The sequence below is a fragment of the Fructobacillus sp. EFB-N1 genome (assembly GCF_001038455.1).
GTDB classification, from domain to species: domain Bacteria; phylum Bacillota; class Bacilli; order Lactobacillales; family Lactobacillaceae; genus Fructobacillus; species Fructobacillus cardui.
In genome coordinates this window covers 40355-62954 of record NZ_LDUY01000004.1, presented here as the reverse complement: position 1 = coordinate 62954, position 22600 = coordinate 40355, and the positions used below count along the sequence as shown (strand labels likewise).

20 protein-coding genes are annotated in these 22600 nt (G+C 46.2%); 17 read left to right on the top strand and 3 right to left on the bottom strand.

Annotated features, from left to right (window positions below; all coding sequences use genetic code 11):
- The first annotated feature begins 69 nt into the window (after positions 1 to 69).
- From FEFB_RS01335 to FEFB_RS01320, 4 genes are all read left to right on the top strand, one after another.
- Entirely contained in the window at positions 70 to 1986 is a 1917-nt protein-coding gene (locus FEFB_RS01335; protein ID WP_047974456.1) for an ABC-F family ATP-binding cassette domain-containing protein, read from the top strand.
- A 104-nt stretch (positions 1987 to 2090) separates the two neighbouring features.
- Positions 2091 to 2969, top strand: a complete 879-nt coding sequence (dprA, locus tag FEFB_RS01330) for a DNA-processing protein DprA (protein ID WP_047974455.1) — start codon at positions 2091 to 2093, stop codon at positions 2967 to 2969.
- 168 nt (positions 2970 to 3137) lie between these two features.
- Positions 3138 to 5294 (top strand): type I DNA topoisomerase, encoded by a 2157-nt coding sequence (gene topA / locus FEFB_RS01325; protein WP_082131874.1) that lies wholly within the window; start codon positions 3138 to 3140, stop codon positions 5292 to 5294.
- Positions 5295 to 5394: 100 nt separating this feature from the next.
- Entirely contained in the window at positions 5395 to 6210 is an 816-nt protein-coding gene (locus tag FEFB_RS01320) for a hydroxymethylpyrimidine/phosphomethylpyrimidine kinase (protein WP_047974454.1), read from the top strand.
- A gap of 90 nt (positions 6211 to 6300) precedes the next feature.
- Here the strand turns inward: FEFB_RS01320 and FEFB_RS01315 are convergent, their stop codons facing one another.
- Together FEFB_RS01315 and FEFB_RS01310 are read right to left on the bottom strand one after the other, a co-directional pair.
- Positions 6301 to 7086, bottom strand: a complete 786-nt coding sequence (locus tag FEFB_RS01315; protein ID WP_047974453.1) for a glucose-1-dehydrogenase — start codon at positions 7084 to 7086, stop codon at positions 6301 to 6303.
- Between the two features lie 80 nt (positions 7087 to 7166).
- Positions 7167 to 7718: an Ada metal-binding domain-containing protein gene (locus tag FEFB_RS01310; RefSeq protein WP_047974452.1), complete on the bottom strand. Its 552-nt coding sequence runs from the start codon at positions 7716 to 7718 to the stop codon at positions 7167 to 7169.
- A gap of 196 nt (positions 7719 to 7914) precedes the next feature.
- Here FEFB_RS01310 and FEFB_RS01305 point away from each other — a divergent pair, with 196 nt between their 5' ends.
- The 11 genes from FEFB_RS01305 to pepT all read left to right on the top strand — a co-directional run bounded on the left by FEFB_RS01305 (position 7915) and on the right by pepT (position 17112).
- A complete protein-coding gene (locus FEFB_RS01305; protein ID WP_235271944.1) occupies positions 7915 to 9180 on the top strand; it encodes a lipopolysaccharide assembly protein LapB in 1266 nt (421 codons plus the stop codon).
- 90 nt (positions 9181 to 9270) lie between these two features.
- Positions 9271 to 10488 (top strand): CCA tRNA nucleotidyltransferase, encoded by a 1218-nt coding sequence (locus FEFB_RS01300; protein ID WP_047974451.1) that lies wholly within the window; start codon positions 9271 to 9273, stop codon positions 10486 to 10488.
- Positions 10475 to 10972 carry a dihydrofolate reductase gene (locus FEFB_RS01295; protein ID WP_047974450.1) on the top strand — a complete coding sequence of 166 codons (498 nt, stop codon included), beginning with the start codon at positions 10475 to 10477 and terminating at the stop codon, positions 10970 to 10972. The genes FEFB_RS01300 and FEFB_RS01295 overlap by 14 nt, the downstream gene beginning before the upstream one ends.
- Positions 10973 to 10987: 15 nt before the next feature.
- Complete coding sequence (locus tag FEFB_RS01290; RefSeq protein ID WP_047974449.1) at positions 10988 to 11839, top strand: DegV family protein; 852 nt, start codon at positions 10988 to 10990, stop codon at positions 11837 to 11839.
- A gap of 18 nt (positions 11840 to 11857) precedes the next feature.
- Positions 11858 to 12430, top strand: a complete 573-nt coding sequence (locus tag FEFB_RS01285) for a DUF2140 family protein (protein ID WP_047974448.1) — start codon at positions 11858 to 11860, stop codon at positions 12428 to 12430.
- On the top strand, positions 12420 to 12647 hold the full coding sequence (locus FEFB_RS01280; protein WP_082131872.1) for a YozE family protein: 228 nt from the start codon (positions 12420 to 12422) through the stop codon (positions 12645 to 12647). Before FEFB_RS01285 ends, FEFB_RS01280 begins: the two co-directional genes overlap by 11 nt.
- 23 nt (positions 12648 to 12670) lie before the next feature.
- Positions 12671 to 13519: a ribosome biogenesis GTPase YlqF gene (gene ylqF / locus FEFB_RS01275; RefSeq protein ID WP_047974447.1), complete on the top strand. Its 849-nt coding sequence runs from the start codon at positions 12671 to 12673 to the stop codon at positions 13517 to 13519.
- Positions 13512 to 14276, top strand: a complete 765-nt coding sequence (locus FEFB_RS01270) for a ribonuclease HII (protein ID WP_047974446.1) — start codon at positions 13512 to 13514, stop codon at positions 14274 to 14276. Before ylqF ends, FEFB_RS01270 begins: the two co-directional genes overlap by 8 nt.
- 94 nt (positions 14277 to 14370) lie before the next feature.
- The gene (locus FEFB_RS01265; RefSeq protein ID WP_047974445.1) at positions 14371 to 15072 is read left to right on the top strand and encodes a class I SAM-dependent methyltransferase; all 702 of its coding nucleotides are present in this window, start codon (positions 14371 to 14373) and stop codon (positions 15070 to 15072) included.
- Positions 15056 to 15844, top strand: coding sequence for a Nif3-like dinuclear metal center hexameric protein (locus FEFB_RS01260; RefSeq protein WP_047974444.1), 789 nt, complete (start codon positions 15056 to 15058; stop codon positions 15842 to 15844). The genes FEFB_RS01265 and FEFB_RS01260 overlap by 17 nt, the downstream gene beginning before the upstream one ends.
- Before the next feature lie 26 nt (positions 15845 to 15870).
- Positions 15871 to 17112, top strand: coding sequence for a peptidase T (gene pepT / locus FEFB_RS01255; protein ID WP_047974443.1), 1242 nt, complete (start codon positions 15871 to 15873; stop codon positions 17110 to 17112).
- A gap of 93 nt (positions 17113 to 17205) precedes the next feature.
- Here the strand turns inward: pepT and FEFB_RS01250 are convergent, their stop codons facing one another.
- Positions 17206 to 17403 carry a YjzD family protein gene (locus tag FEFB_RS01250; protein ID WP_047974442.1) on the bottom strand — a complete coding sequence of 66 codons (198 nt, stop codon included), beginning with the start codon at positions 17401 to 17403 and terminating at the stop codon, positions 17206 to 17208.
- A gap of 217 nt (positions 17404 to 17620) precedes the next feature.
- Between FEFB_RS01250 and FEFB_RS01245 the strand changes: the two genes are divergently transcribed.
- A complete protein-coding gene (locus FEFB_RS01245) occupies positions 17621 to 21022 on the top strand; it encodes a DNA polymerase III subunit alpha (protein ID WP_047974441.1) in 3402 nt (1133 codons plus the stop codon).
- A 95-nt stretch (positions 21023 to 21117) separates the two neighbouring features.
- The gene (gene pyk / locus FEFB_RS01240) at positions 21118 to 22536 is read left to right on the top strand and encodes a pyruvate kinase (protein WP_047974440.1); all 1419 of its coding nucleotides are present in this window, start codon (positions 21118 to 21120) and stop codon (positions 22534 to 22536) included.
- The last annotated feature ends 64 nt before the right edge of the window (positions 22537 to 22600 follow it).

Here is a 22600-nt window from a genome sequence, read left to right as displayed (position 1 = left end):
ATATACTTCTGTTTATTTTATCACGAATATTCCAGAAAAAGGGTCCTTGATTCGAGTATAATAGAAGACATGAAACAATTTAGAGTAGAAAATTTAACGTCTGTATACGGTGAAAAGGTCCTCTTTGACGACCTTTCCTTTTTGATTACCCAGGGTGACCGTGTTGGCCTGGTTGGGGTTAATGGGTCTGGGAAAACGACCCTTTTAAATGCCCTTTCCGGTAAACAACCGGCTGATCATGGGACAATTTCGACCCAAAATGATTATCGCGTTGGATACTTGGAACAAGATCCTGATTTGGCTGGACACATGCAGGTCCTAGATGCGATTTATGCTGGGGACCAACCAGTTTTCCATACAATTCGAGCTTACCAGGAATCCTTAGACTTTTTGGCACAAGATCCCGAAAATCCAAAAGCAGCCAGCCGCTTTGAAAAGGCCCAGGCCGCTATGGATCGTGATGATGCCTGGACCATCGAGGCCCAGATTAAGACTATTTTAACGCAGTTACATTTAACGAATTTAAATCAAGAAGTGGTTAGCCTGTCGGGTGGTCAAAAAAAACGTGTTGGCTTAGCGCAGGTTTTGATTCAAGAGCCGGATCTCCTGATTTTAGATGAGCCGACCAACCACTTGGATTTTGATTCCATTGCCTGGTTAGAGCAGTATTTGGCCAAGTATAAGGGTGCCTTATTGACGGTTACGCACGACCGCTATTTCTTGGATCGAGTAACGAATCGAATTTTTGAGCTTTCCTTTGGGAAACTCTATGAATACCAAGGAAACTACCAAGATTACGTCGAGGGCAAGGCTATTCGCCATGAAAACGAGGCGGCTGCTGAACATAAGCGCGAGAAGCTTTATGAAAAAGAACTGGTTTGGATGAAAAAATCAGCCCGAGCCCGGACAACGAAGCAAAAGGGCCGAGAAAAGGCCTTCGCGGAGTTAGAGGACTCGCTAGGGAATGTGCGTACGGACCAAGACGTCGAGGTGTCCTTGGGCCAGCAGCGCTTAGGTAAGAAAGTAATTGCCTTAGATCATGCCTCTTTGGCTTTTGGCAATCAGGTGATTTTTAAGGACCTGTCATTGCGTTTTGGTCAGCGCGACCGAATTGGTATTACCGGACCGAATGGGGTTGGAAAATCTTCTCTTTTGAATGTTTTGGCCGGTCGGTTGCCATTGACTGATGGGGTATTAGAAATCGGGGAAACGGTGCGAATCGGTTATTACACGCAGGTGACGGAGGAAATCCCGGCCGATAAGCGGATGATTGAATACCTAACGGATGTTGCTTCGAGTGTGAAGGACCGCGATGGAAACGTTATTTCCGCCAAGGACCTGCTAGAGCAGTTTCTCTTCCCAAGCTTTATGCATGGAACTTTGGTGCGTAAGTTATCTGGTGGTGAAAAGCGCCGGTTGTACCTACTAAAGATTCTTTTGCAGGAACCAAACGTTTTGTTGCTGGATGAGCCAACTAACGATTTGGATATCGGCACCTTAACTGTTTTGGAAAATTTCCTGGCCCGCTTTGCAGGAACTGTCGTGACGGTTTCCCACGATCGTTATTTTTTGGACAAGGTGGCCGACTATGGTTACTACTTGTCTGGTAATGGTCAAGTTGACCGATATAATGGCGAGTTTTCAATTTACTTGGATGAGGTTGTCTTACCAGGTAAAAAGAGTGCTGGGACAGGTCGTCTGGATAAAAAAGAAAAATCAGCAACTGAAAAGTCAGTAGCACCTGCACAAAAGCCTAAAAAGCGTAAGTTAACCTATATGGAAAAGCGCGAATGGGAAACGATTGAGGATGAGATTGCTGATTTGGAGGCACAAGTAGAGGATTTTAATGATCAAATGGCTGCTAATGGTGCCGATTACCAAAAGGTTGCTGAAATTCAAAGTCAATTGCAAGAGGTCTCTGATGCCCTTGATGCGAAAATGGAACGCTGGGCTGAATTAAGTGAAATTGTTGAAGGACAGGGCTAAGGCCCTGTTTTTTTATTGGGGTTGCTAAGACTATTTTTTGGTTTGGAATAATCATTGGTCCTCCTTGTTTCCGTCTAATGATGCTAAAAGGAAGGAGGAATTTGATGAATTTAAAGCAATTTTTGTTAGCACTGCACCTAACGCCTGGAGTGGGTAAGGCCAAGGAGGCTAAAGTGATTGCCGCCTTAAATCAACAAGGCAATCCAGAGCAGGGACCCTATCCCTGGCCCTTTTTAACGTTAGCCCTTGTTCTTGGTTTGGAGCCTGGGTCACAACCACATCGGCAGATTCAGGCGAGTTATGAGTGGTCATTGAATAAGGCCTTGGCATACCAGGGGGACTGGTTAACCTATTTTGACAAATATTATCCAAAACGGCTCAGTGAGATTTATCAGCCACCATTAGTTCTCTTTTACCAGGGCGACTTAAGGGCGTTGGCTTTGCCATCACTGGCAGTAGTTGGGGCGAGGGATGCCAGTTCTTATGGGCTAGCGTCCCTACGGCAATTGTTGCCGGATGTGGTCAAGGCAGGAATTAGCGTTGTCTCGGGGTTGGCGAAGGGGATTGATGTGATGGCCCATCAGATGACTTTTCATTATGGGGGTGTTCCGGTGGCGGTCATTGGCACAGGGTTGGACCGGGCATATCCAGCAAATCACCGTTTACTGCAAGAACAGGTTGGTCAGCAGGGGTTATTGTTGTCGGAATACCCAGTAGGGTCCTTGCCATTGAGAAGCCACTTTCCAGACCGCAATCGAATTATTGCGGGCCTTTCGAGTGCCACGTTAGTGATTGAGGTCAAGCACCATTCCGGGTCGCTGATTACTGCTAATTTAGCGTTACAAGAAAATCGACAGGTTTTATCGGTTCCTGGTCCGATTAATGCGCCCCTGTCGGTCGGGCCAAATGAATTAATTCAGGCCGGTGCGTTGCCAGTCTTAACGAGCAGTGATATCATTAAAGCGGTTTCATGTTTGACTTAAAAATTTGCATTATATAGTAGGAAAATGATTCCACCCGTCTTGCCAAAGCGTAGCTTTGACTGGTATGATGGGAGAGTTAAACCAAAAGGAAAGCTTGCTTTTGGGTGATAAACGTGATTATTGATTCAAAATAATCACCTTTGTCGCCAATCAAGTAGCTTTAGAAAAATGGGGAATCACACGTTGGTAGAAGCAAAGACCAAGAAAACAACTGCTCCAAAGAAAAAGAGTAAGAAGAAAACAAGTAAAAAATTAGTGATTGTCGAGAGTCCGTCAAAGGCCAAGACAATTGAAAAATATCTTGGCTCGACTTATCAAGTTGTTGCCTCGATTGGCCATGTCCGCGACCTCCCTAAGTCAACATTGGGTGTTGATGTTGACCAGGATTACGAACCAAAGTACATTAATATTCGCGGTAAGGGTCCGGTGATTAAGGACCTGAAAAAAGCTGCTAAGGCTGCCAAGCAAGTCTATCTCGCATCCGATCCGGATCGCGAAGGAGAGGCGATTGCCTGGCATTTACAGCATATTTTGGGCCTTGATCCAGAACAAAAGAACCGAGTGGTCTTTAACGAAATCACGAAGGATACGATTAAAAATGCCTTCAAGGAACCACGGACCATTAACCAAGACTTAGTTGATGCTCAGCAGGCTCGGCGGATTATCGACCGGTTAGTGGGTTACTCAATTTCACCAGTGTTGTGGAAGACGGTTAAGCGTGGCTTGTCAGCCGGCCGAGTACAATCAGTTGCCCTCGGTTTGATTATTGCCAGAGAACGCCAAATTCAGGCTTTCCAACCAGAGGAATACTGGACACTGGATTCCGAATTCAAGAAGGGCAAGTCGAAGTTTAAGGCGAGCTTCTATGGCTTTGCTGGTAAGAAACAACCGTTACCTGATAACGCTGCCGTCCAAGCGGTCATGGCTGATTTGGACTTGAAAAAGCCCTTCCAGGTATCAGAAGTCAAGGCCAAGGAAAGAAAGCGGCAACCACAGCCACCATTTACAACGTCAACCATGCAACAAGCGGCCAACACCCAGTTGAAGTTCCGAACACGGAAGACGATGATGACGGCTCAGCAGCTTTACGAAGGAATTAACTTAGGGCGTGGCCTCGGTCAAGTTGGGTTAATTACCTATATGCGTACGGATTCGACCCGACTTTCAGCCGTGGCGAAGAATGCCGCTGCCCAGTATATTCATGACGAGTGGGGCGAGGAATATTCAAGCCATAAGCCCATTGCCGGGACGCCGCAAGAAGGGGCCCAAGATGCCCACGAAGCAATCCGTCCAACGGATGTCACGAAGACACCAGCGTCGATTAAGGATAAGCTAACTCCTGACCAATTCAAGCTGTATTCCCTGATTTGGTCGCGCTTTGTTGCATCTTTGATGACGCCAGAAATTTTGGATACCTTAGCAGTGACGGTTGAGCAAAATGGTGTCTTATTCCATGCCAATGGATCAAAGACCAAGTTTGCTGGATTTACCAAGGCTTATCCGGCTGCTAAAGAAAAAGATAACCTTTTACCTGATTTGGCAGAGGGGGATGAAGTCGACTTGGCGAAGACAAACCCCGAACAGCACTTCACGATGCCGCCAGCCCGCTATACTGAAGCGGCTTTGATTAAGGCTCTGGAAGAAAACGGTGTTGGTCGTCCTTCGACTTATGCGCCAACGTTGGATACCATTCAGCGACGGAACTATGTTCGGGTGGATGCACGGAAATTTGTGCCCACTGAATTAGGTGAAATTGTCCAAACAATTGTTGAGGATAAGTTCCCAGATATTACCGATACCAAGTTTACGGCCCAGGTTGAGCATTCACTGGATGAAATTGAAGTCGGTGATAAGAAGTGGGTCCCGGTCGTCGATGAATTTTACAAGCCATTTTCTAAGGAAGTTCAGTCCGCTGAGGAGACCTTGGAAAAAATTACGATGCACGATGAATTGGCAGGCATGGACTGTGAAGTCTGTGGCGCACCAATGGTGATTAAGATGGGTCGCTATGGTAAGTTCTATGCTTGCTCTCGCTTCCCAGACTGTCGGAATACAAAGGCGATTGTGCAAGAAATCGGTATCACTTGTCCAAAGTGTGGTAAGGGACAAGTTGTGGAACGCAAAACCAAGCGTGGCCGAAAGTTTTATGGTTGCTCTCGCTATCCTGACTGTGACTTTGTCTCATGGGATAAGCCAAAGGATCCAAATCAAGTAGACGACAAGGTTGTTAGCGCAACTGGTGAAGACCAGGAGGCCAGCGGTTCGGTCGCCACTAAGACTAAGAAAAAAGTACCCGCGAAGAAAAAAACGAGTGAAGCGAAGTAAAAGAATTTTTGAAAAGCCGCCGCTAATGATATGTCCTGATTTTGGGGTTCATATCACTAAGGACGGCTTTTTTTGAGAAATGAGTAAGAAAGGTGGCTGTATGGCTACAAGTAAGAAAGTTTTAACCATTGCGGGATCTGACTCGCTAGCCGGTGGAGGCCTGCAGGCTGATTTGGCCACCTTTGCCGAGGCTGGCTTGGCTGGATTTTCGGTGATTACGAGTATTGTCAGTATTCAGCCCAGTAATGTGGCGGTCTTTCCCGTGCCTGACGAGGTTTTTGACCAGCAATTAAAGTCTTTATCCCAGGTCGAAGACTTTGCCGCCATTAAGGTGGGGATGTTAACGTCGGTCAAGCAATTGGAGCGGGTGGTGTCCTTCTTACAAGATTATGCTGGTCCAATCGTGGTTGACCCTGTATTGGCCTTGAAGGAAGGCCACTTGGCCGAAAACAAAGCGCTGGTCCAAGAATACTTGGACCGCCTATTGCCACTGGCAACGGTCACGACACCGAATTTAAATGAGGGATTAGCGTTGGCAGAGCGAGCTAACGCCTTGGCGAAAACGTCGAGTGATTTGGCAGAATTAGCACAAAAAATCAGTGAACGAGCTCACACTGCCGTATTTTTAAAGGGCGGCCAGGGATTTGTGGATGAAAAAGCCCTGGATTTGCTGGCAGTGTCAGGCCAAATTAGTTATTTCACACAACCAGCCTTAGGCGAGGATGCCTTTGTTAATGGCGCCGGTTGTACCTTAGCGGCAGCAATTACGGCCAAATTAGCCTTGGGTGAGAACTTGCAACAAGCAGTTGAGCAAAGTCAGTTTTTTGTTCATCAAAGCATTCAGCAGGGATATCGTCTGAATGACAGTCGAACGGATGGCAACGTCTTTCAGATTGGTGCCAAGTGGTCGAAATAAAGCGGGTTAGTTAACCCTTTACTGATTTTTTTGATAGAAAAAAGGAGTTCTCCTAAGTAGAAGAACTCCTTTTAGTATGCTTTTTAAAAATTATCCCTTACCATCTTGGAAGGCAGCATAAAGGGTCATCCCCCCATCAACAAAGAGGGTCGTACCAGTCACGTACTTGGCTTGATCGGATGCTAGCCAAACGGCGGCATCGGCCACATCTTCGGGATCGCCAATCTTTAACATTGGAATCATTGATTGCGTTTGCTCGTATTGGGCCTTGTCGGCAAATTTTTCCGCATTAATCGGTGTGTTAATGGCACCGGGAGCGATATTGTTGACGCGAATACCCTTTGGCGCATATTCCATGGCTATCGTTTCGGTAAAGAGCTTGACGCCACCCTTAGCAGTTGCATAGGAAGCAAAGGTTGGCCAAGGAATTTGTTGGTGGACGGAAGACATATTGATGATGTTACCAGTCCGGTCATTGTCCAACCAGTAGTTGAGGGCTTCCTTTGCCCCAAGGAACACACCGGTCATGTTAATGCCAATGACTTTATTCCATTCCTCAAGTGTGATTTTGTGGGTTGGTGTTTGAATTTCCATTCCGGCATTGTTGACCCAAACATCCAAACCGCCAAAGTTATCAATCGCAGCCTGTAAAAGGGCCTTGACGCCGGTTTCAGTTGAAACGTCAGCCTTGACGGCAACAGCATCGCCACCATTTTCTCGAATCTCGTCGACTGCCGCTTGTGCCCCGGCTTCGTCAGAATGGTAGTTAATGACAACGTTCATCTTTTCTTGAGCAAAGCGCAACGCGATCGCGTTACCAATACCCTTTGAGCCGCCGGTAATCACGGCAACCTTTTTGTTCAAATCGTTAAACATCTAGTTCCTCCTTGTACAAAAAAAACAGCGAAAGTTGGTTTCGCTGTCTACTGTATCTTAATGAACTTGGATTGGCAAGTTTATTTGCTTTGCTTGCGGTATTGAACGGCCGTCACACCGGCTTCTTGCTTGAAGACGGTGTTGAAGTATGAGAGGTTGGGGATGCCAACCTTGAGGCCAACGAGGGCAACAGAGTCTTTGCCATCTTTAAGTAGCTTCTTGGCATGGAACATCCGCACTCGTAGAAGATAGCTTTGTGGGCTCTCTTCGGCTACGGTCATAAAGGCTCGGTGTAGGATACCGGATGAGACAGAAAAGTCTTCGCTCAAGGACTCGAGTGTAATTCGATTCTTATAATTGGCTGACAGGTATTCTTTCACCCGGAAGACTAAATCAGCCTTATCGGATAGTTCGCCAAATGGTTGACAATCAGAGCAGGGGCGGAAGCCCTCAAATAATGCCTCGTCATTTGTTTTGAAAATTTGAATATCTTCAGGGTGGGTTTCACTACCATGGACGCATGAGGGACAACAAACCCGCTTATCGGTTGTGACACCGTAGATAAAGCTACCGTTATAGTCTGCATCTCGATTGTGAATTGCTTGCCAACGCTTTTTTGTTAATGAGTACATCCTGAAGACCTCCTTTTAGAATTTATCTAATTCCCAGAAATTGCTTATGAAAAAACTCCAGACAATAATAACACAAATTGGTCTATTTGAGTATTACTATTATTTTACAAAGAAGGCTTTTTGTGTTTCAAAGGCTGATTTAGTAAAATAGAAGAGAACATTTACGCAAAAAGCGTTTGGAAAGGCGATTAAAAAATTGACTAATTATGCAGAAGAAATGATGGCTGCTATTCGCTTGGGACAAATGGACCAAGCACAGAAAGCCTTTCAAAAATCACTAGCCGAAGATGAAGATGATTTGGTTTATTCACTGGCTGAAGATCTCTATGCCATTGGTTTTGTCGAAGAGTCCAAGAAAGCTTACTTACACCTGCTGGCCAAATATCCTGATGAGGGTGACTTGAAGACGGCTTTGGCGGAATTAGCGATTGAAGAAAACGACTTGGATTTGGCGCAGGACTACTTAGCCCAAATTTCAGAGAATTCGCCGGCCTATTTGCAAGCCTTGCTGGTTAAAGCGGACTTGTATCAATCAGAAGGTTTAAGTGAGTCGGCAGAATATGCCCTGGAAAAGGCATCACAGCTGGCACCCGATGAGCCGGTGGTAACCTTTGCCTTGGCTGAATTTTACTTTACGACCGGTCAGTACCACCAGGCTATTCGCGGTTATCGCCAACTCTTGTTAGCCGGTCAAAGACGGATTGCTAAGGTTGATATGGCTGCTCGAATTGGAACGGCCTATGCAGCAATTGGAAACGTGGATAACGCCATTGCCTACCTTGAACAGATTAAGCCGATTGACTTGACGATTGACACCAAGTTCCAACTGTCTTTCTTGTATGTCGAGAAGAAGGCTGACGAGGATGCCTTACCACTCTTTGAAGATATTTTGGCGGCAGACCCACAGTACACTTCTGTTTACCCACTTCTTGGACAACTCTATGAACGGATTAATGACCTTGACCAAGCGGAAAAGACTTATCGTTTGGGGCTGTCGTATGATCAAACTAACCCGGTTTTGTATCGCCAAGCCGGGCTCTTAGCCTTTAAATTGGGTCAGTACGACCAGGCGAAAGAAGATTTCAATCAGGCGCTTGCCCTAGATGACCAGGACTTAGCAACTTATAGTGCTTTAGCTGACCTCTATTTGGCTCGGCACGACTACGATGCCGTCATTGAAACCATTGGTGCAGCCCAAGAATTAGACTTAGTTGACCCACGCTTTAGCTGGGACTTGGCGCGGGCTTACCATGCCAAGGAAGAAGAAGACAAGGCAGCGGAACAATGGCAGGCCGCGCAGGTTGATTACCCGGCGGATCCTGATTTTTGGCACGACCTCGCTGATTGGTATCACGAAGTTGGTCGACGAAAAGAGGAACTGACTGCCTTAGAAAAGGCTGTTGATCTCGATCCAGACAACTTTGAATTAGCCGACCGTTTGGCTGACCTGTCGCTTGATTAAAAAAATGAATGGAAATCCCTTTGTTTCGTGCATTCAGGGTAAAATCTTGCTAAGATTAGATGAATAGTAAATGATTAGAAGGAGGTGGCGATGAAGCTTGAACTGTTACCAAGTGAATTGACGGCTGCCAAGCCGATTCTAAAGCAGATCAACCGGGCCGGCTTTCAAGCTTATTTTGTTGGCGGTTGTGTTCGCGACATTATTTTAGGAAAGCCAATTCACGACGTGGATATTGCTTCTTCTGCCTACCCAGAAGAAATTAAAAAGATTTTTAAAAAGACGGTCGATACCGGTATCCAACACGGTACCGTTATGGTCTTAGATCACGGTGAAGGTTATGAAATTACGACCTTCCGGACGGAATCCACTTATACAGATTTTCGTCGACCTGATCAGGTTGCGTTTGTGCGGTCATTGAGTGAGGACTTGAAGCGTCGAGACTTTACCATTAATGCCTTTGCCCTTGATGAAGACGGTCAAGTGATTGATTATTTTGACGGCCTGACTGATTTGGCCAACCGACAAATCAGGGCGGTCGGTTTAGCAAAAGAACGTTTTACAGAGGACGCTTTGCGAATGATGCGTGCCCTGCGTTTTGCTGCGCAATTGGATTTTCAAATTGAAGATCAAACTTTAGCTGCCTTGGTGGAATTAGGACCGAATTTAGCTAAAATCGCCGTTGAGCGCATTCGAGTTGAATTTGAGAAAATGTTGCAAGGGTTGGCCGCTGGGTCAGCTTTGAAAATCTTAGTTGAAGCTGGACTCTTACCTTATTTACCAGGGGAAACCGGCTTGATGACGGAAGCCGATGTTTTAAGGGTTGCGAATCAGCTGGAAAGAAAACAACCGCAAAGTGAACAAGATGTCTGGGCTTTGTATTTAGGGCAACAGGGTTTTGATGGACCGACCTTGCAATCGCAGCTACGGCAGTGGAAATTGTCGAAAGAGGTGATGCAGACCGTGCTGGCTGTTGGACCGCTATTAGCCAATGTCAATCAAATTGACCGGTGGGCCATTTATGAGCACAATGCTTATGTGAGGACGTTACTTGAAACGCTGACAATCATGGGGGTTGACCAAAGTGTGACGGAGCGCATTCAAAAGACATATGATAGCCTGCCAATTTATTCAATGAAGGACCTTGCTTTAAGTGGTGGGGACTTGATTGCGGCCGGCTTGGCGCAGCCGGGTCCTGATTTAGGTGTGGTATTAAAGAAGATGGAACAGGCAGTCGTCTTAGGCCAGGTGGACAATACCAAAGAGGCCTTGACCACCCTTGTAGAGGAGCAGACATATGGCAACAGTTAAAATGGTTTGGGCGGAAGATGACCGCCATGCAATTGGTAAAGATGGCGATTTACCATGGTCGATTCCATCGGACTTAAAACACTTTAAAAAAGAAACAGTCGGTTCTACCATGGTAATGGGCCGTGCGACATGGGCAGCCATTGGTCGTCCATTACCAAAACGGAAAACGGTTGTTTTAACTCGACAAGTTGATTTTGATCCCGGCTTTGAAGAGGTTGCCGTGGTTCATTCTCTAGCAGATTTACAAGCCTTGATTGATGATGAAATCAGCCAGGGACACGTCGTGACGGTTGCCGGTGGGGCTCAAGTCTTTACAGCATTAATGCCAATGGCGACGGACTTAATTGTCACAAAGGTCAGAGGGGACTTTGATGGGGACACTTTTGTCAGTCCAATTGATTTGGACCAGTTCACGTTAACAGCGCAACAAGAGGCTGTTGATGACGACTATCAATTAACCTTTTTAACATATAAACGGAAGTAAGTAGGAGACGATTCCATGGCTAAAGTACAGATTGTAACGGATTCAGCCGCTAAGTTAACTCAAGCAGAAATTGACCAGTACCAAATTAAAGTTGTCCCATTGACCGTGCAGATTGATGGCACAATTTATCAAGATGGGGTGACCATTTCAGCTGAAGAATTCTTGGAAAAGATGCAAGAAAGCGACCAATTGCCACAGACTTCACAGCCTTCAATTGGGGCCTTTAAAGAAGTTTACGATCAATGCTATCAAGAAGATCCCGATGCAGCCGTCTTATCTTTGCACCTGTCATCTGGCTTATCCGGGACGGTAAATGCCGCCGCTCAGGCAAACGCCTTAACAAAAGCTGATGTCCATGCTTTTGATACGTTGAGTGCTGACCGCTCTGAAGCGTTTGTTGTCTTGGCAGCAGCCAAAGCAGCACAAGCTGGTCAGAGCCTGGAAGAGGTTTTGAAGGTGGCGGAAACTGCGCGAGACCAAACATACATTTTCTTGTCATTCCGCTCACTTGACAATATGGTTGCTGGTGGTCGCTTATCCAAGACACAGGGCTTGATTGGTAATCTCTTGAATATTAAGGTCGGTGCTAAGGTTGATGAGGAAGGTAAAGTGGATGTCGTGGTTAAGGGTCGCGGATTAAAGACCATTAAGGCCTTCAACGAGAGCGTAATCGAGCAAATGAAGGGCTATAAGCAGATGAAGGCGATTGGGGTAACTTATACCGGCATCAAGGATGAGGCCGAAGAAATGGTCCAACGCTTAAATGCCATTTGGCCAGACATTGACATTCTTTTGTCAGTGGCAACACCAATTATCTCGACTCACACGGGGATGGGCGCTTTGGCCATTCTCTATGAAGCAGAATAAAGAAAGAGTTGATACTAAGTGAAAAAAGGTAAGATAGTTATTTTAACAATTGCCGGGATTGTGGTTGTTTTGGGAGCAGGGGCAGGCGTTGCTTACAGCAACCTGGCCAACCAAACAGGGCCAATGGTTAGCACAAAAAAGTCAGGCAGTGACCAGTTGACTGGTTCAAAGAAAGTATTAGCAACTATGTCGTTTACAAAAGACGAAGTCAACGATATGATTCAGTCCGAACTGCAAAATAGTCATTATCAGGTGAACCTTGATGGTCAGAATATTGTTGCAACCAGCACGAGTTCGAGTTTAAAGGGACAACTGACGATGACACCGAAGGTTACAAGTGATGGGAACGTGGTTTTGACCGTTAAGAAGGCCAAGGTTAATTCACTGGATGTCCCAGCGAAGGCAGCTCTTGGTTACCTACTGAAGCAAAATGTGGCACCAGCTGGTGTGGCCATTCAACCGAGTCAGGGTCAAATTACTTTGGATTTGTCACAATTAACTCAGGACGGTCAAACAGCTTATCAAGCTAAGCAGATTGATGTCCAGAATGGAATTTTTAAATTTGCAGAGGTAGATACTAGTGTCCAGTAAGTCACGAACTTTTTATGGTTGGTTAATGACCAACCGCAATCCGGTTGCAGCAACCGAGATTCAACAATTTGCTAACAACGCCTTTTTAGACCAAAGTTTTCCAAAACAGTCGACGGACTTTGACGAGCTTTCAAATTACTTGGAAGGTTCAGCGAGCTATTTAATGTCGATGACGATTTTTGATGAGGCTTGGTCCGAGTACCAGGCTTCGCGCTAGGAGAAAGATAGGAAGGAAAGTCCATGGGACAATTAATACAATGGTACCCTGGCCACATGGCCAAGGCCTTTCGCTTGATGCGCGAAAACTTAAACTTGGTAGACATCGTTTTTGAACTGGTCGATGCCCGCTTACCGGCGTCATCACGTAATCCAGAAGTGGATAAATTGATTGGTGATAAGCCAAGACTGTTAGTTTTAACCAAGGCTGATTTAGCCGATCCAAAACAGACCAAGGCTTGGAAGGAACACTTTGAAAAAGAAGCCCTGAGTGTGGTCGTCTTAGATACACGGAGTCCAAAGACACCTCAGACCATGACGAAAGCTGCTAAGGCTGTTTTGGCCGACAAAATTAAGGCTCAGGAGAAGCGTGGGATTGAGAACCGTCCTATTCGAGCAATGCTCGCAGGGATCCCAAACGTTGGTAAGTCAACCTTGCTGAACCACCTGGTTCAAAAGAATGTGGCACCAACGGCTAATAAGCCGGGCGTCACGAAGAAGATTGCTTGGCTCAAGACACCAGCGGGGCTGGAAATTTTGGATTCCCCAGGGGTCTTGTGGCCTAAGTTTGAAGACCAACAAATCGGTCTCCGCTTGGCCTTGAGTGGAGCGGTGAAGGATACGCTTTTCGCCAAGGATGACGCGGTGCTGTCTTTGATTGCCTTCTTCCGGGACTACCGGCCACAGGCCATCATTGACCGCTATCACTTGGCTGACGATGCCTTTACAACAATGTCTGATGTTGATATCCTCTTAGCCATTACGGCCAAGTTGGGCTTCAAGGACGATTACGATAAGGCGGCGGTCCGTGTTTTAAATGATCTACGTCAAGGAAAGTTGGGTACGTATACCCTAGATTTAATTCATGAGTGAAACGATTGCGAGCATTAAAGCGGCTTTAAAAGAAGCTGCATCAGATGATTCACGCTTGGCAACTTGGCGGTTGGATGACCGAAAAGGTGTTCAGGCAGCCATTTTGGCTTTTGATCGACGGCAGAAAAAATTAGCCGAGCAAAAGGTGGCTTTTTTGTCGCGCTTTGCCTTAGAAGAGCCACTGTGGGCAGCTGGTTACCAAAATATTGCCGGTGTTGATGAGGTCGGCCGGGGACCATTAGCGGGCCCGGTTGTGGCTGCGGCAGTGATCTTACCGAAGGACTTTGATCAGTATGGTGTGATTGATTCAAAGCAGGTGAGCGAAAAACACCGCCTAGAATATGTTCAGGCGATTAAGGACGAGGCCGTTGCTTACGGCATTGGCGTGGTTAATGCGCAAGTGATTGACGAGGTCAATATCTATCAGGCCAGTCGGTTAGCGATGAAGGAAGCAGTGGAGCAGCTGCAGCCAAAGGCCGACTATTTACTGGTGGATGCCATGACGATTGACACGGATTTACCACAGCAATCGCTGATTAAGGGGGATGCTCGTTCAAACTCGATTGGCGCTGCCAGTATTTTGGCTAAGGTTACCCGTGACCAAATGATGGCTGACTATGGTCGAGAATATCCGGGTTATGACTTTGCTCATAATGCTGGTTATGGGACGGCTAAGCACCTTTCGGGTCTAGCGGAATTAGGTCCAACGCCGATCCACCGGCGGACTTTTGAGCCGGTGAAAAAGCTTTTATCATGATTTTTTATGGAGCGCAAAAAATTTGTGGCTCCTTTTTGCTAGTTAGCTTGTGCTGACACAAGAAATAATTGTTTAATTGAGAAAGGAATTGCTTATGACAGCAATTAAATTGAGCCCGCGGTTAGCCGCAGTAAAAGATTTGGTGAATGACCAGGCGCGCGTGGCTGATATTGGGTCAGACCATGCTTATTTAGCAGCGGCTCTGCTATTGGAAAAAAAGAGTGAGTTTGCCTTGGTGGGCGAGGTTGCGCAGGGGCCACTCGAGAACGCCATCCATACGGTGGCGACTTATGGTTTGTCTGACCGGGTGACTTGCCGGTTAGCGGACGGTTTAGCTTCGATTGAACCGGATGACCAAATCGAAACGGTTGTCATTGCCGGAATGGGTGGTTTGTTGATTGAAAAAATTTTAACCGCTGGTCAAAATCAGGGGCCGTTTAACCAGTTGATTTTGCAACCAAACACCGATCAAGCGGCGGTTCGGCTTTGGTTAAGTAAAAATGGGTACCGAATTGATCAAGAAAAGATTGTGCAAGAAGGGCACCACCGCTATGAAATCATTGTGGCTGTTCCTGGTCAACAGGAGCTGACCCAGGCTGAGTGGACATTTGGTCCCAAGCTCCTTCAGGCAAAAGATCCAGTTTTCTTGGCCAAGTGGGAACAGGAACGCAATCGAGCAGCTGGAGTCTTGTCACGATTGGAAAGTGCCCAACAAAAGGGTAGCAAAAAGTACGTGAACTTACAAGAAAAGCTGAACTTTATTAACCAGGAGGTTTTTGATGGTCAAAGCAAGTGAATTGATTGAACAAATTGAGGGCTTTGCCCCAAAGTCGCTAGCCGAGCCGGGCGACCCAACCGGGTTACAAATTGGCCAACCGGAACAAAAAATCCATCGCGTTCTGACCACGTTGGATGTGCGACCAGAAGTTGTCCAGGAGGCCATCGATTTAGGGGCTGATTTTATCTGGGCTCATCACGAAGCCATGTTTCGGCCTGCAAAGAACCTTGATTTATCAAACCCTCAAAATGCGATGTATGCACTTGCGATTAAAAATAATATTGTGATTTATGCCTCTCATACCAATTTGGATGCCGCTACTGGTGGTCTGAATGATTGGTTGTGCCAGGCATTTGGTATTGAAAATCAGATACCGCTGTTACCAGGTGAAGGTGATCAACCTGGGATGGGACGGATTGGTGAGTTAAAGGTCGCCATGACCATGGCTGATTTTGCTAAACAGGTCAAGGCTGTTTGCCAGGTTGATGCTGTGCGTTTGATTGCCAATGATGCGAATAAAGTCGTCAAACGGGTGGCAGTTCTAGGTGGCGATGGTGGTAAGTTTTGGAAAAAGGCGCAAGAAGCTGGCGCTGACCTTTACTTGACCGCTGATTTGTACTACCATGTTGGTCATGATATACTGGCTGCTGATTTTGCCGTGTTAGACCCGGACCACCATATGGAAGCCTTGGCCAAAGAACCAATGGCCAAAAAAGTTCAAGAATGGTTTGCTTGGCAACTGCCGGTGACGGCTAGCCAGAAGAATACTGATCCCTACACCTATTTTTAGGTCTGTTTGCAAGCAGGAGGTTTTGCATGTCTGAGAAGTACCCACAGTTAGTGTCTCGTTTCTTACGTTATGTCAAAGTTGATACTCGGTCTGATGAAGAGAGTCAGACGATTCCATCATCAGCAAAAGAAGTTCAGTTTTTAAAGGATTTGGCCGTTGAGTTAAAGGAAATCGGCTTGGAAAACGTCCGTACGATGAAGGATGGTTATCTCTTTGCTGAATTGCCTTCAAATTTGCCAGCTGGTCAGGGAACGAAGATTGGCTTTATTTCCCACGTGGACACGGCTGATTTTGAAAGTGAGCATGTGAACCCACAAGAGGTTGATAACTACGACGGCCACTCTGTTTTGGAATTGGGAACGTCTGGCTATAAGTTGGATCCAGAAGTCTTCCCACATCTTAGGAACTATCAAGGCCATGATTTGATTACAACGGATGGGACCACCTTGCTTGGTTCTGATGACAAATCAGGTGTGGCTGAAATCATCGCATTGGCCGAATATTTGTTGGCCCACCCAGAAGTAAAACACGGTCCCGTTCGCTTTGCCTTTGGTCCGGATGAGGAAATCGGTATTGGCGCTAATCATTTTGATGTCGCTGCCTTTGATGCTGATTTTGCCTACACGGTTGATGGTGGCCCATTAGGCGAATTGGAGTGGGAAACCTTCAATGCTGCCCAGGCTGAGATTGTGATTACCGGTCAAAACGTTCATCCTGGTACCGCCAAGGGTGCAATGGTCAACGCCATCCAAGTTGGGATTGATTTTCATAACGCATTGCCTGAGCATGACCGGCCTGAAAAGACAGAGGGACGTGAAGGTTTCTATCATTTGATTGATATGGCAGGAACACCAGAAGAAGCTACGTTAACTTACATTATCCGTGATCACGATCGGGAAAAGTTTGAAAATCGTAAGAAAACGATGGTACAAATCGCTGACCAGCTTAATCAGGATTTGCACAAAGACCGCGTGGCCTTGACCCTGAAAGACCAATATTACAACATGGGTGATCTTTTGAAGGATCACCAAGAAGTTGTCCAATATGCCAATGATGCTATGACGGATTTGGGTATCGAGCCGGATACACAACCGGCTCGAGGCGGAACGGATGGCTCAAAGATTACCTTCTTAGGTTTGCCAACGCCAAATCTTTTTGCCGGTGGTGAAAACATGCACGGTCGTTACGAATTCGTGTCCAAGCAGGTGATGGAACAGGCAACAGATGTTTTGTTGGGTATCTTGACAAAGGCAGCCGAGTCAAAGTAAGACACATAATTTAGCCCGCTAATCATCAAAATTAATGGCAACAAAAAAGACTAGGAATTTTCCTAGTCTTTTTTAAAGCAAGCTGTTGGTGTTTTAGGCTTGGTTGTCTGCCTTTTCTGCTTCTGCAGAATCTGACAAGGCAGGGACCAAGATGAGGGCAGCTTCACCAACGATAATCGTTACGAGAGCTGTCACACCTGGGTTGAAAGTTACGCCGGTCATTTGTCCGACCAAGTAACCAAGAACTTCACCAAACAGTGCACACCAGAAGGCGGCAGTAATATAGCGCATGTTTCCACTTCCTTTATTATTTACCCACTATGATACGCCCCTCTTATAAATTCGCAAGAGAATTTGTCTAATTTAAGGGCGACAATTTCGGATAAGTGTTGGTTAAAAAAGCAAAACAGTCAAAAGGGGAAGGAGGCTATCCTTGGAATTTTTCAGCTAGGCAAACAAATTTTCGGTATAATGTTTTTAGACTATTGACACCGTTGAGGAGGACTTTATGTACGCACCATTACAACAAAAAAGCGCTTATTCGCTTTTGCAAAGTCCTAACTCAGTAGAAGAAATCATTCAAGTCGCCAAGGAGCGGGGGTATCAAGCGGTCTCTTTGGCGGAAGAAAACGTGCTTTACAGCGTGGTTGCCTTTTACAAGGCAGCGAAAAAGGCTGGCATCAAACCGGTTTTTTCGCTTGTTTTGCAGGTGAATGGCCTGGTGAACGTGGCGACGGCTTTTCCGGTTTTATTGACCGCTAAAAATCAGGTTGGCTATCAAAACTTGGTTTATTTGTCTTCCAAAAAGATGGCAGACCCAGACCAGGCCCTTCAATTTGCTGACTTGGCTGGTCACCTTGATGGGCTTTCTTTGACTTTGTCACCAAAATCAGAATTGGGGCAGTTGATTGTCGCCGAAGATTCAGGGGCTAAAAATTATCTGGACCAATTAGCTGAAAGGGTTGATGGTGCTGATTTTTACTTGGGCATTAATCCCTTAATGTCAAGTCGCCACCAAGACCTCTTAGTTACCTATGCCACAGCCCATCAAATCCGTTTAATGGCTTGGGACCAGGTGGACTACTTAAACGAGGATGATGCTTTCTTTGCCCAGGTTTTGCGGGCAATCGATCAGGGGACCCAACTAGAAGACTTAGAGCTTTTAGCGCGCGAGAAAGGGGCTTACTACCTACGGTCACAGGCGGAAATTACTGAATCGTATCAAAAAAACGCTTCTTTGCGTGGCGCTTACCAGAATAACGAGGTCCTGATTGAAGAGGCTAGCGTTGATTTGGCGTTTAAGTCACCGGCCTTGCCTGTTTTTCAGCAAGATTCTGGTTTGAATTCCAAAACTTACCTGACCCAGTTGGCCAATGCAGGCTTGAAGCGGCGGTTAACGGGTCATGATGACCACTTTCAAAATTATCAGGACCGGCTGAACCATGAGTTGGATGTTATCGCGCGGCTTGGCTTTGCTGATTATTTCTTGATTGTTTGGGACATTGTTAAGTACGCCAGAGACCATCATGTCCAAACGGGGTCCGGCCGTGGTTCGGCTGCGGGTTCGTTGGTGGCCTATACATTAGGAATTACAAACGTTGACCCTCTAGCCGAAGGTTTGCTATTCGAGCGGTTCTTAAATCCTGATCGAGCATCGATGCCCGATATTGATATCGATTGGCCGGATGACCGTCGTGATGAAATTTTGGCCTACCTCCATGGTAAGTACGGTCAGGAATCCTTTGCACAGATTATTACCTTTGGTACTCTGGCTGCTAAACAGGCCTTGCGTGATACCGCCCGTGTCTTCGGCCTCGATGCCAAGGCGCAAAAACGACTTTCAGAAGGGGTGCCAGCCGGTAAGAACGGCCGTAAGGTACCGCTGAAAGAAGCCTGGGAGACGCCTGACCAAAAGCTTAAGCAAGCAATTTATGATTTAGACTTTGGCCAACTGTTGATGAAAACGGCTTTGGCCATTGAAAACCTGCCCCGCAATTATTCAACCCATGCTGCCGGCGTGGTTCTTTCAGACCAACCGTTAGTGAATACGTTGCCAGTTCAAGTTGGTAATGATGGCTATTTGTTGACTCAGGTTGAAAAGGGGCCGGTTGAAGAACTTGGCCTATTAAAGATTGATATTTTGGGTCTGACAAACTTGAAAATCTTGGCGCAAACAATCGCCTTGGCCGAAGACGAGTTGCCAGCTGATTTTGATATTAAAAAAATTGATTTTCAAGACAAAGAAACGTTGCAACTGTTTGCCGACGGGAACACGACGGGCATTTTCCAGTTTGAATCAGCCGGCATGAAAAATGTTTTAAAGAGACTTAAGGTTGATGACTTTCATCTGATCGTGGCGGCCACAGCCCTTTATCGACCAGGGCCTAGTCAACACATCGACCCCTTTATTAAGCGGCGGTTGAAGCAAGAACCTGTGCCAACTATTGACCCTGTCGTTGACCAAATCCTGGCACCAACCTATGGCATCCTGGTTTACCAGGAGCAAGTGATGCAGGTGGCGGCGGCTTATGCCGGCTTTTCATTGGCGCAGGCTGATTTTCTTCGGTCGGCGATGTCTAAGAAAAAGCTTGATGAGATGGCTTCTGCCAAGTCTGCTTTTATAACGGGAGCGCAAAAAAAGGGCCACCGGCTTGACGAAGCGGAAAGACTGTTTGCCTATATCGATCAGTTTGCCAATTACGGTTTTAATAAATCGCATGCGGTTGCCTATAGCCAGTTATCATTCCAGTTAGCTTACATGAAGGCCCATTATCCCTTGGCCTTTTATACAGCCATTTTGAACGCTCACCAAGGCGGTGTTGAAAAGGCGCAAGCCTATTTGGCCGAGGTCAAGAAACGTGGCTTGAAGGTCTTACCGCCAGATGTCAATATCTCTACTAGAGATTGGTCTATTCAAGATGGTGCCTTGGTCATGGGCTTGGGCAATATTAATGGCTTACAGACGGCCTTTGTGACGGCTTTGCTGGACAGTCGCAACCAGATTGGGCGTTTTGCCAGTCTGCAAGACCTCGTCAAGGCTTTACCTGAAAAATTCCAAGATGAAAAGTTTTTCAATCAGCTCACTTATGCCGGAGCGCTTGATCATTTTGGCTACAATCGAGCAGAACTTTTAGCGAATTTGCCGGATTTGATTAATGCGGCTAGCTTCGGTGACTTGGTCTTGTCCGAGACGAAAATCAAGAAATTAGCTGATTTACCGTTAGTAGAGCGATTGCAAACGGAGAAAGAGGCCCTTGGCTTTAACTTATCGGGTCATCCAACCGAGGCTTTTCAGGCCGAGTACGATCGAGGGGTCGTGACGACTATGGTCAATTTAGTTGCTGGACAGAACGTCAAAGTTTTGGGCCTCGTTAAAAGTGTCAAAGTCATCCAGACGAAGCGGGGTGACGACATGGCTTTTGTCAATTTAACGGATATGACGGGCAGCGTTGATGTCACTGTCTTTCCTAAAGTCTATGACAAAGTAAAATCGACCTTAAAGGTTGGACGCTTAGTGCGGGTAGGTGGCAAAACGGAAGTTCGTCAGGGGCTGTCTGTTATTGGAAACTTTGTTGGCGCTGTGGATGCGAGTCAAAGCCAAAGCTTCCAAGCTGATTTGGATAAAAAGCATCCGGTTCATCAAGAGGTGGCACCAACGCTAAAGGCTGCTCAGCCAGGCACTTGGTTTTTACGTTTAGATGAAGACCATGATCAGGAGCCGATTAAAAATCAGCTTTGGCGAGTGATGCAGCAAAATCCAGGTGAATACCAGGTGATTTTGTATTGGCCGAAGACAAAAATCAGGCGAATGTTACCACAATCTTACAATTTAGCCGGGCCAGACCAGTTAAAACGGGCATTAGAACAGGTTTTATCTAGTAAAAATGTCGTTTTCCGACAAAAAGACTAAATTGTGTCTTGTGAATTGGTTATAGAGTGTATTACAATATGAAAAGGAAGTTGTTTGTAGGCAACTCACCAAGATATCAAAGGAGCTATTTACCCATGAAAAAGACGAAGATCGTCTCAACACTTGGTCCATCATCAACTGATGTAGACACAATTGTGAAGTTAATTGAAGCAGGTGCTAACGTATTCCGTTTCAACTTCTCACACGGTGATCACGAAGAACATTTGGGCCGTATGCAAGCAGTTGCAGAAGCCGAAAAGATTACTGGTAAGACTGTTGGTCGTTTGCTTGATACAAAGGGTGCGGAAATCCGTACTACTAAGCAAGCTGACGGTAAGATTCAATTCTCAACTGGCGATGTATTCCGTATCTCAATGGACGACAGCATCGAAGGAACAAAGGAAAAGATTGCGGTTACTTATCCTGGATTGTTTGACGACGTTAAGGTTGGCGGACAAGTGCTCTTTGATGATGGTTTGTTAGCTACTACTGTCACTGAAAAGGACGAAGCAAACAAGGAATTGGTTGTTAAGGCTGAAAACAACGGTTTGTTGGGATCACGTAAGGGTGTTAACGCCCCTGGTGTTTCAATCAACTTGCCTGGTATCACTGAAAAGGATGCTGATGACATTCGTTTCGGTTTGGACCACGAAATCAACTATATCGCTGCTTCATTCGTTCGTAAGCCTGAAGATGTTTTGGATATCCGTGCCTTGTTGAAGGAAAAGAACATGGAACACGTTCAAATCATCCCTAAGATTGAATCACAAGAAGGTATCGACAACTTGGATGCTATCTTGGAAGTTTCTGATGGTTTGATGGTTCCACGTGGCGACATGGGTGTTGAAATTCCTGCCGAAAACGTGCCTTTGATCCAAAAGGAAATGATCGACAAGATGAACGTTTTGGGATTGCCAGTTATCACTGCTACTCAAATGCTTGACTCAATGGAAGAAAACCCACGTCCTACACGTGCCGAAGCTTCTGATGTTGCCAACGCTGTCTTTGATGGTACTGATGCAACAATGCTTTCTGGTGAATCAGCTAACGGTGACTACCCAGTTGAAGCTGTTGCTGTGATGGCCGCTCTTGATGAAAAGGCTGAATCAGCTTTGTCATTGTACAGCCGTCATGCTGACACTTTCTACGGTGATGATGATGTTGAATCAGTTGCTTCAGCAGCTGCTCGCTTGTCAGACTCAGTTGAAGCTAAGGCCGTTGTTGTCTTGACTGAAACTGGTTACGCCGCACGTATGGTTTCAAAGCATCGTCCTACTGCAATGACAATCGCTTTGACAAAGTCAGAACGCGTACAACGCGGATTGACTTTGAACAACGGAATCTTGCCTATCTTGGCTGACACACCAAAGTCTGTTGATGACTTGGTTGCCAAGGCCAAGGAAGTTGCTCAAGCTCAAGGTTTGGCAGCTGCTGGTGACAAGATTGTTGTTGTGACTGTTGCCCCAATCGACATGGCCAAGTCAGATAACAACGTTTCTGTTGAAACAATCTAATGATTTACTTGAAAAGTCCGATTTTGTCGGGCTTTTTTTGTTCTAAGTTGTGTTAAAATAAGGT

What these genes read in the sequence shown, in the direction of transcription:
- FEFB_RS01320 (WP_047974454.1), top strand. Translation starts at nt 5,395, where the DNA reads ATGGCTACAAGTAAGAAAGTTTTAACCATTGCGGGATCTGACTCGCTA.
- FEFB_RS01265 (WP_047974445.1), top strand. Translation starts at nt 14,371, where the DNA reads ATGACAGCAATTAAATTGAGCCCGCGGTTAGCCGCAGTAAAAGATTTG.
- pyk (WP_047974440.1), top strand. Translation starts at nt 21,118, where the DNA reads ATGAAAAAGACGAAGATCGTCTCAACACTTGGTCCATCATCAACTGAT.
- pepT (WP_047974443.1), top strand. Translation starts at nt 15,871, where the DNA reads ATGTCTGAGAAGTACCCACAGTTAGTGTCTCGTTTCTTACGTTATGTC.
- FEFB_RS01315 (WP_047974453.1), bottom strand. Translation starts at nt 7,086, where the DNA reads ATGTTTAACGATTTGAACAAAAAGGTTGCCGTGATTACCGGCGGCTCA.
- FEFB_RS01245 (WP_047974441.1), top strand. Translation starts at nt 17,621, where the DNA reads ATGTACGCACCATTACAACAAAAAAGCGCTTATTCGCTTTTGCAAAGT.
- FEFB_RS01300 (WP_047974451.1), top strand. Translation starts at nt 9,271, where the DNA reads ATGAAGCTTGAACTGTTACCAAGTGAATTGACGGCTGCCAAGCCGATT.
- FEFB_RS01310 (WP_047974452.1), bottom strand. Translation starts at nt 7,718, where the DNA reads ATGTACTCATTAACAAAAAAGCGTTGGCAAGCAATTCACAATCGAGAT.
- FEFB_RS01260 (WP_047974444.1), top strand. Translation starts at nt 15,056, where the DNA reads ATGGTCAAAGCAAGTGAATTGATTGAACAAATTGAGGGCTTTGCCCCA.
- dprA (WP_047974455.1), top strand. Translation starts at nt 2,091, where the DNA reads ATGAATTTAAAGCAATTTTTGTTAGCACTGCACCTAACGCCTGGAGTG.
- topA (WP_082131874.1), top strand. Translation starts at nt 3,138, where the DNA reads ATGGGGAATCACACGTTGGTAGAAGCAAAGACCAAGAAAACAACTGCT.
- FEFB_RS01270 (WP_047974446.1), top strand. Translation starts at nt 13,512, where the DNA reads ATGAGTGAAACGATTGCGAGCATTAAAGCGGCTTTAAAAGAAGCTGCA.
- ylqF (WP_047974447.1), top strand. Translation starts at nt 12,671, where the DNA reads ATGGGACAATTAATACAATGGTACCCTGGCCACATGGCCAAGGCCTTT.
- FEFB_RS01335 (WP_047974456.1), top strand. Translation starts at nt 70, where the DNA reads ATGAAACAATTTAGAGTAGAAAATTTAACGTCTGTATACGGTGAAAAG.
- FEFB_RS01250 (WP_047974442.1), bottom strand. Translation starts at nt 17,403, where the DNA reads ATGCGCTATATTACTGCCGCCTTCTGGTGTGCACTGTTTGGTGAAGTT.
- FEFB_RS01290 (WP_047974449.1), top strand. Translation starts at nt 10,988, where the DNA reads ATGGCTAAAGTACAGATTGTAACGGATTCAGCCGCTAAGTTAACTCAA.
- FEFB_RS01295 (WP_047974450.1), top strand. Translation starts at nt 10,475, where the DNA reads ATGGCAACAGTTAAAATGGTTTGGGCGGAAGATGACCGCCATGCAATT.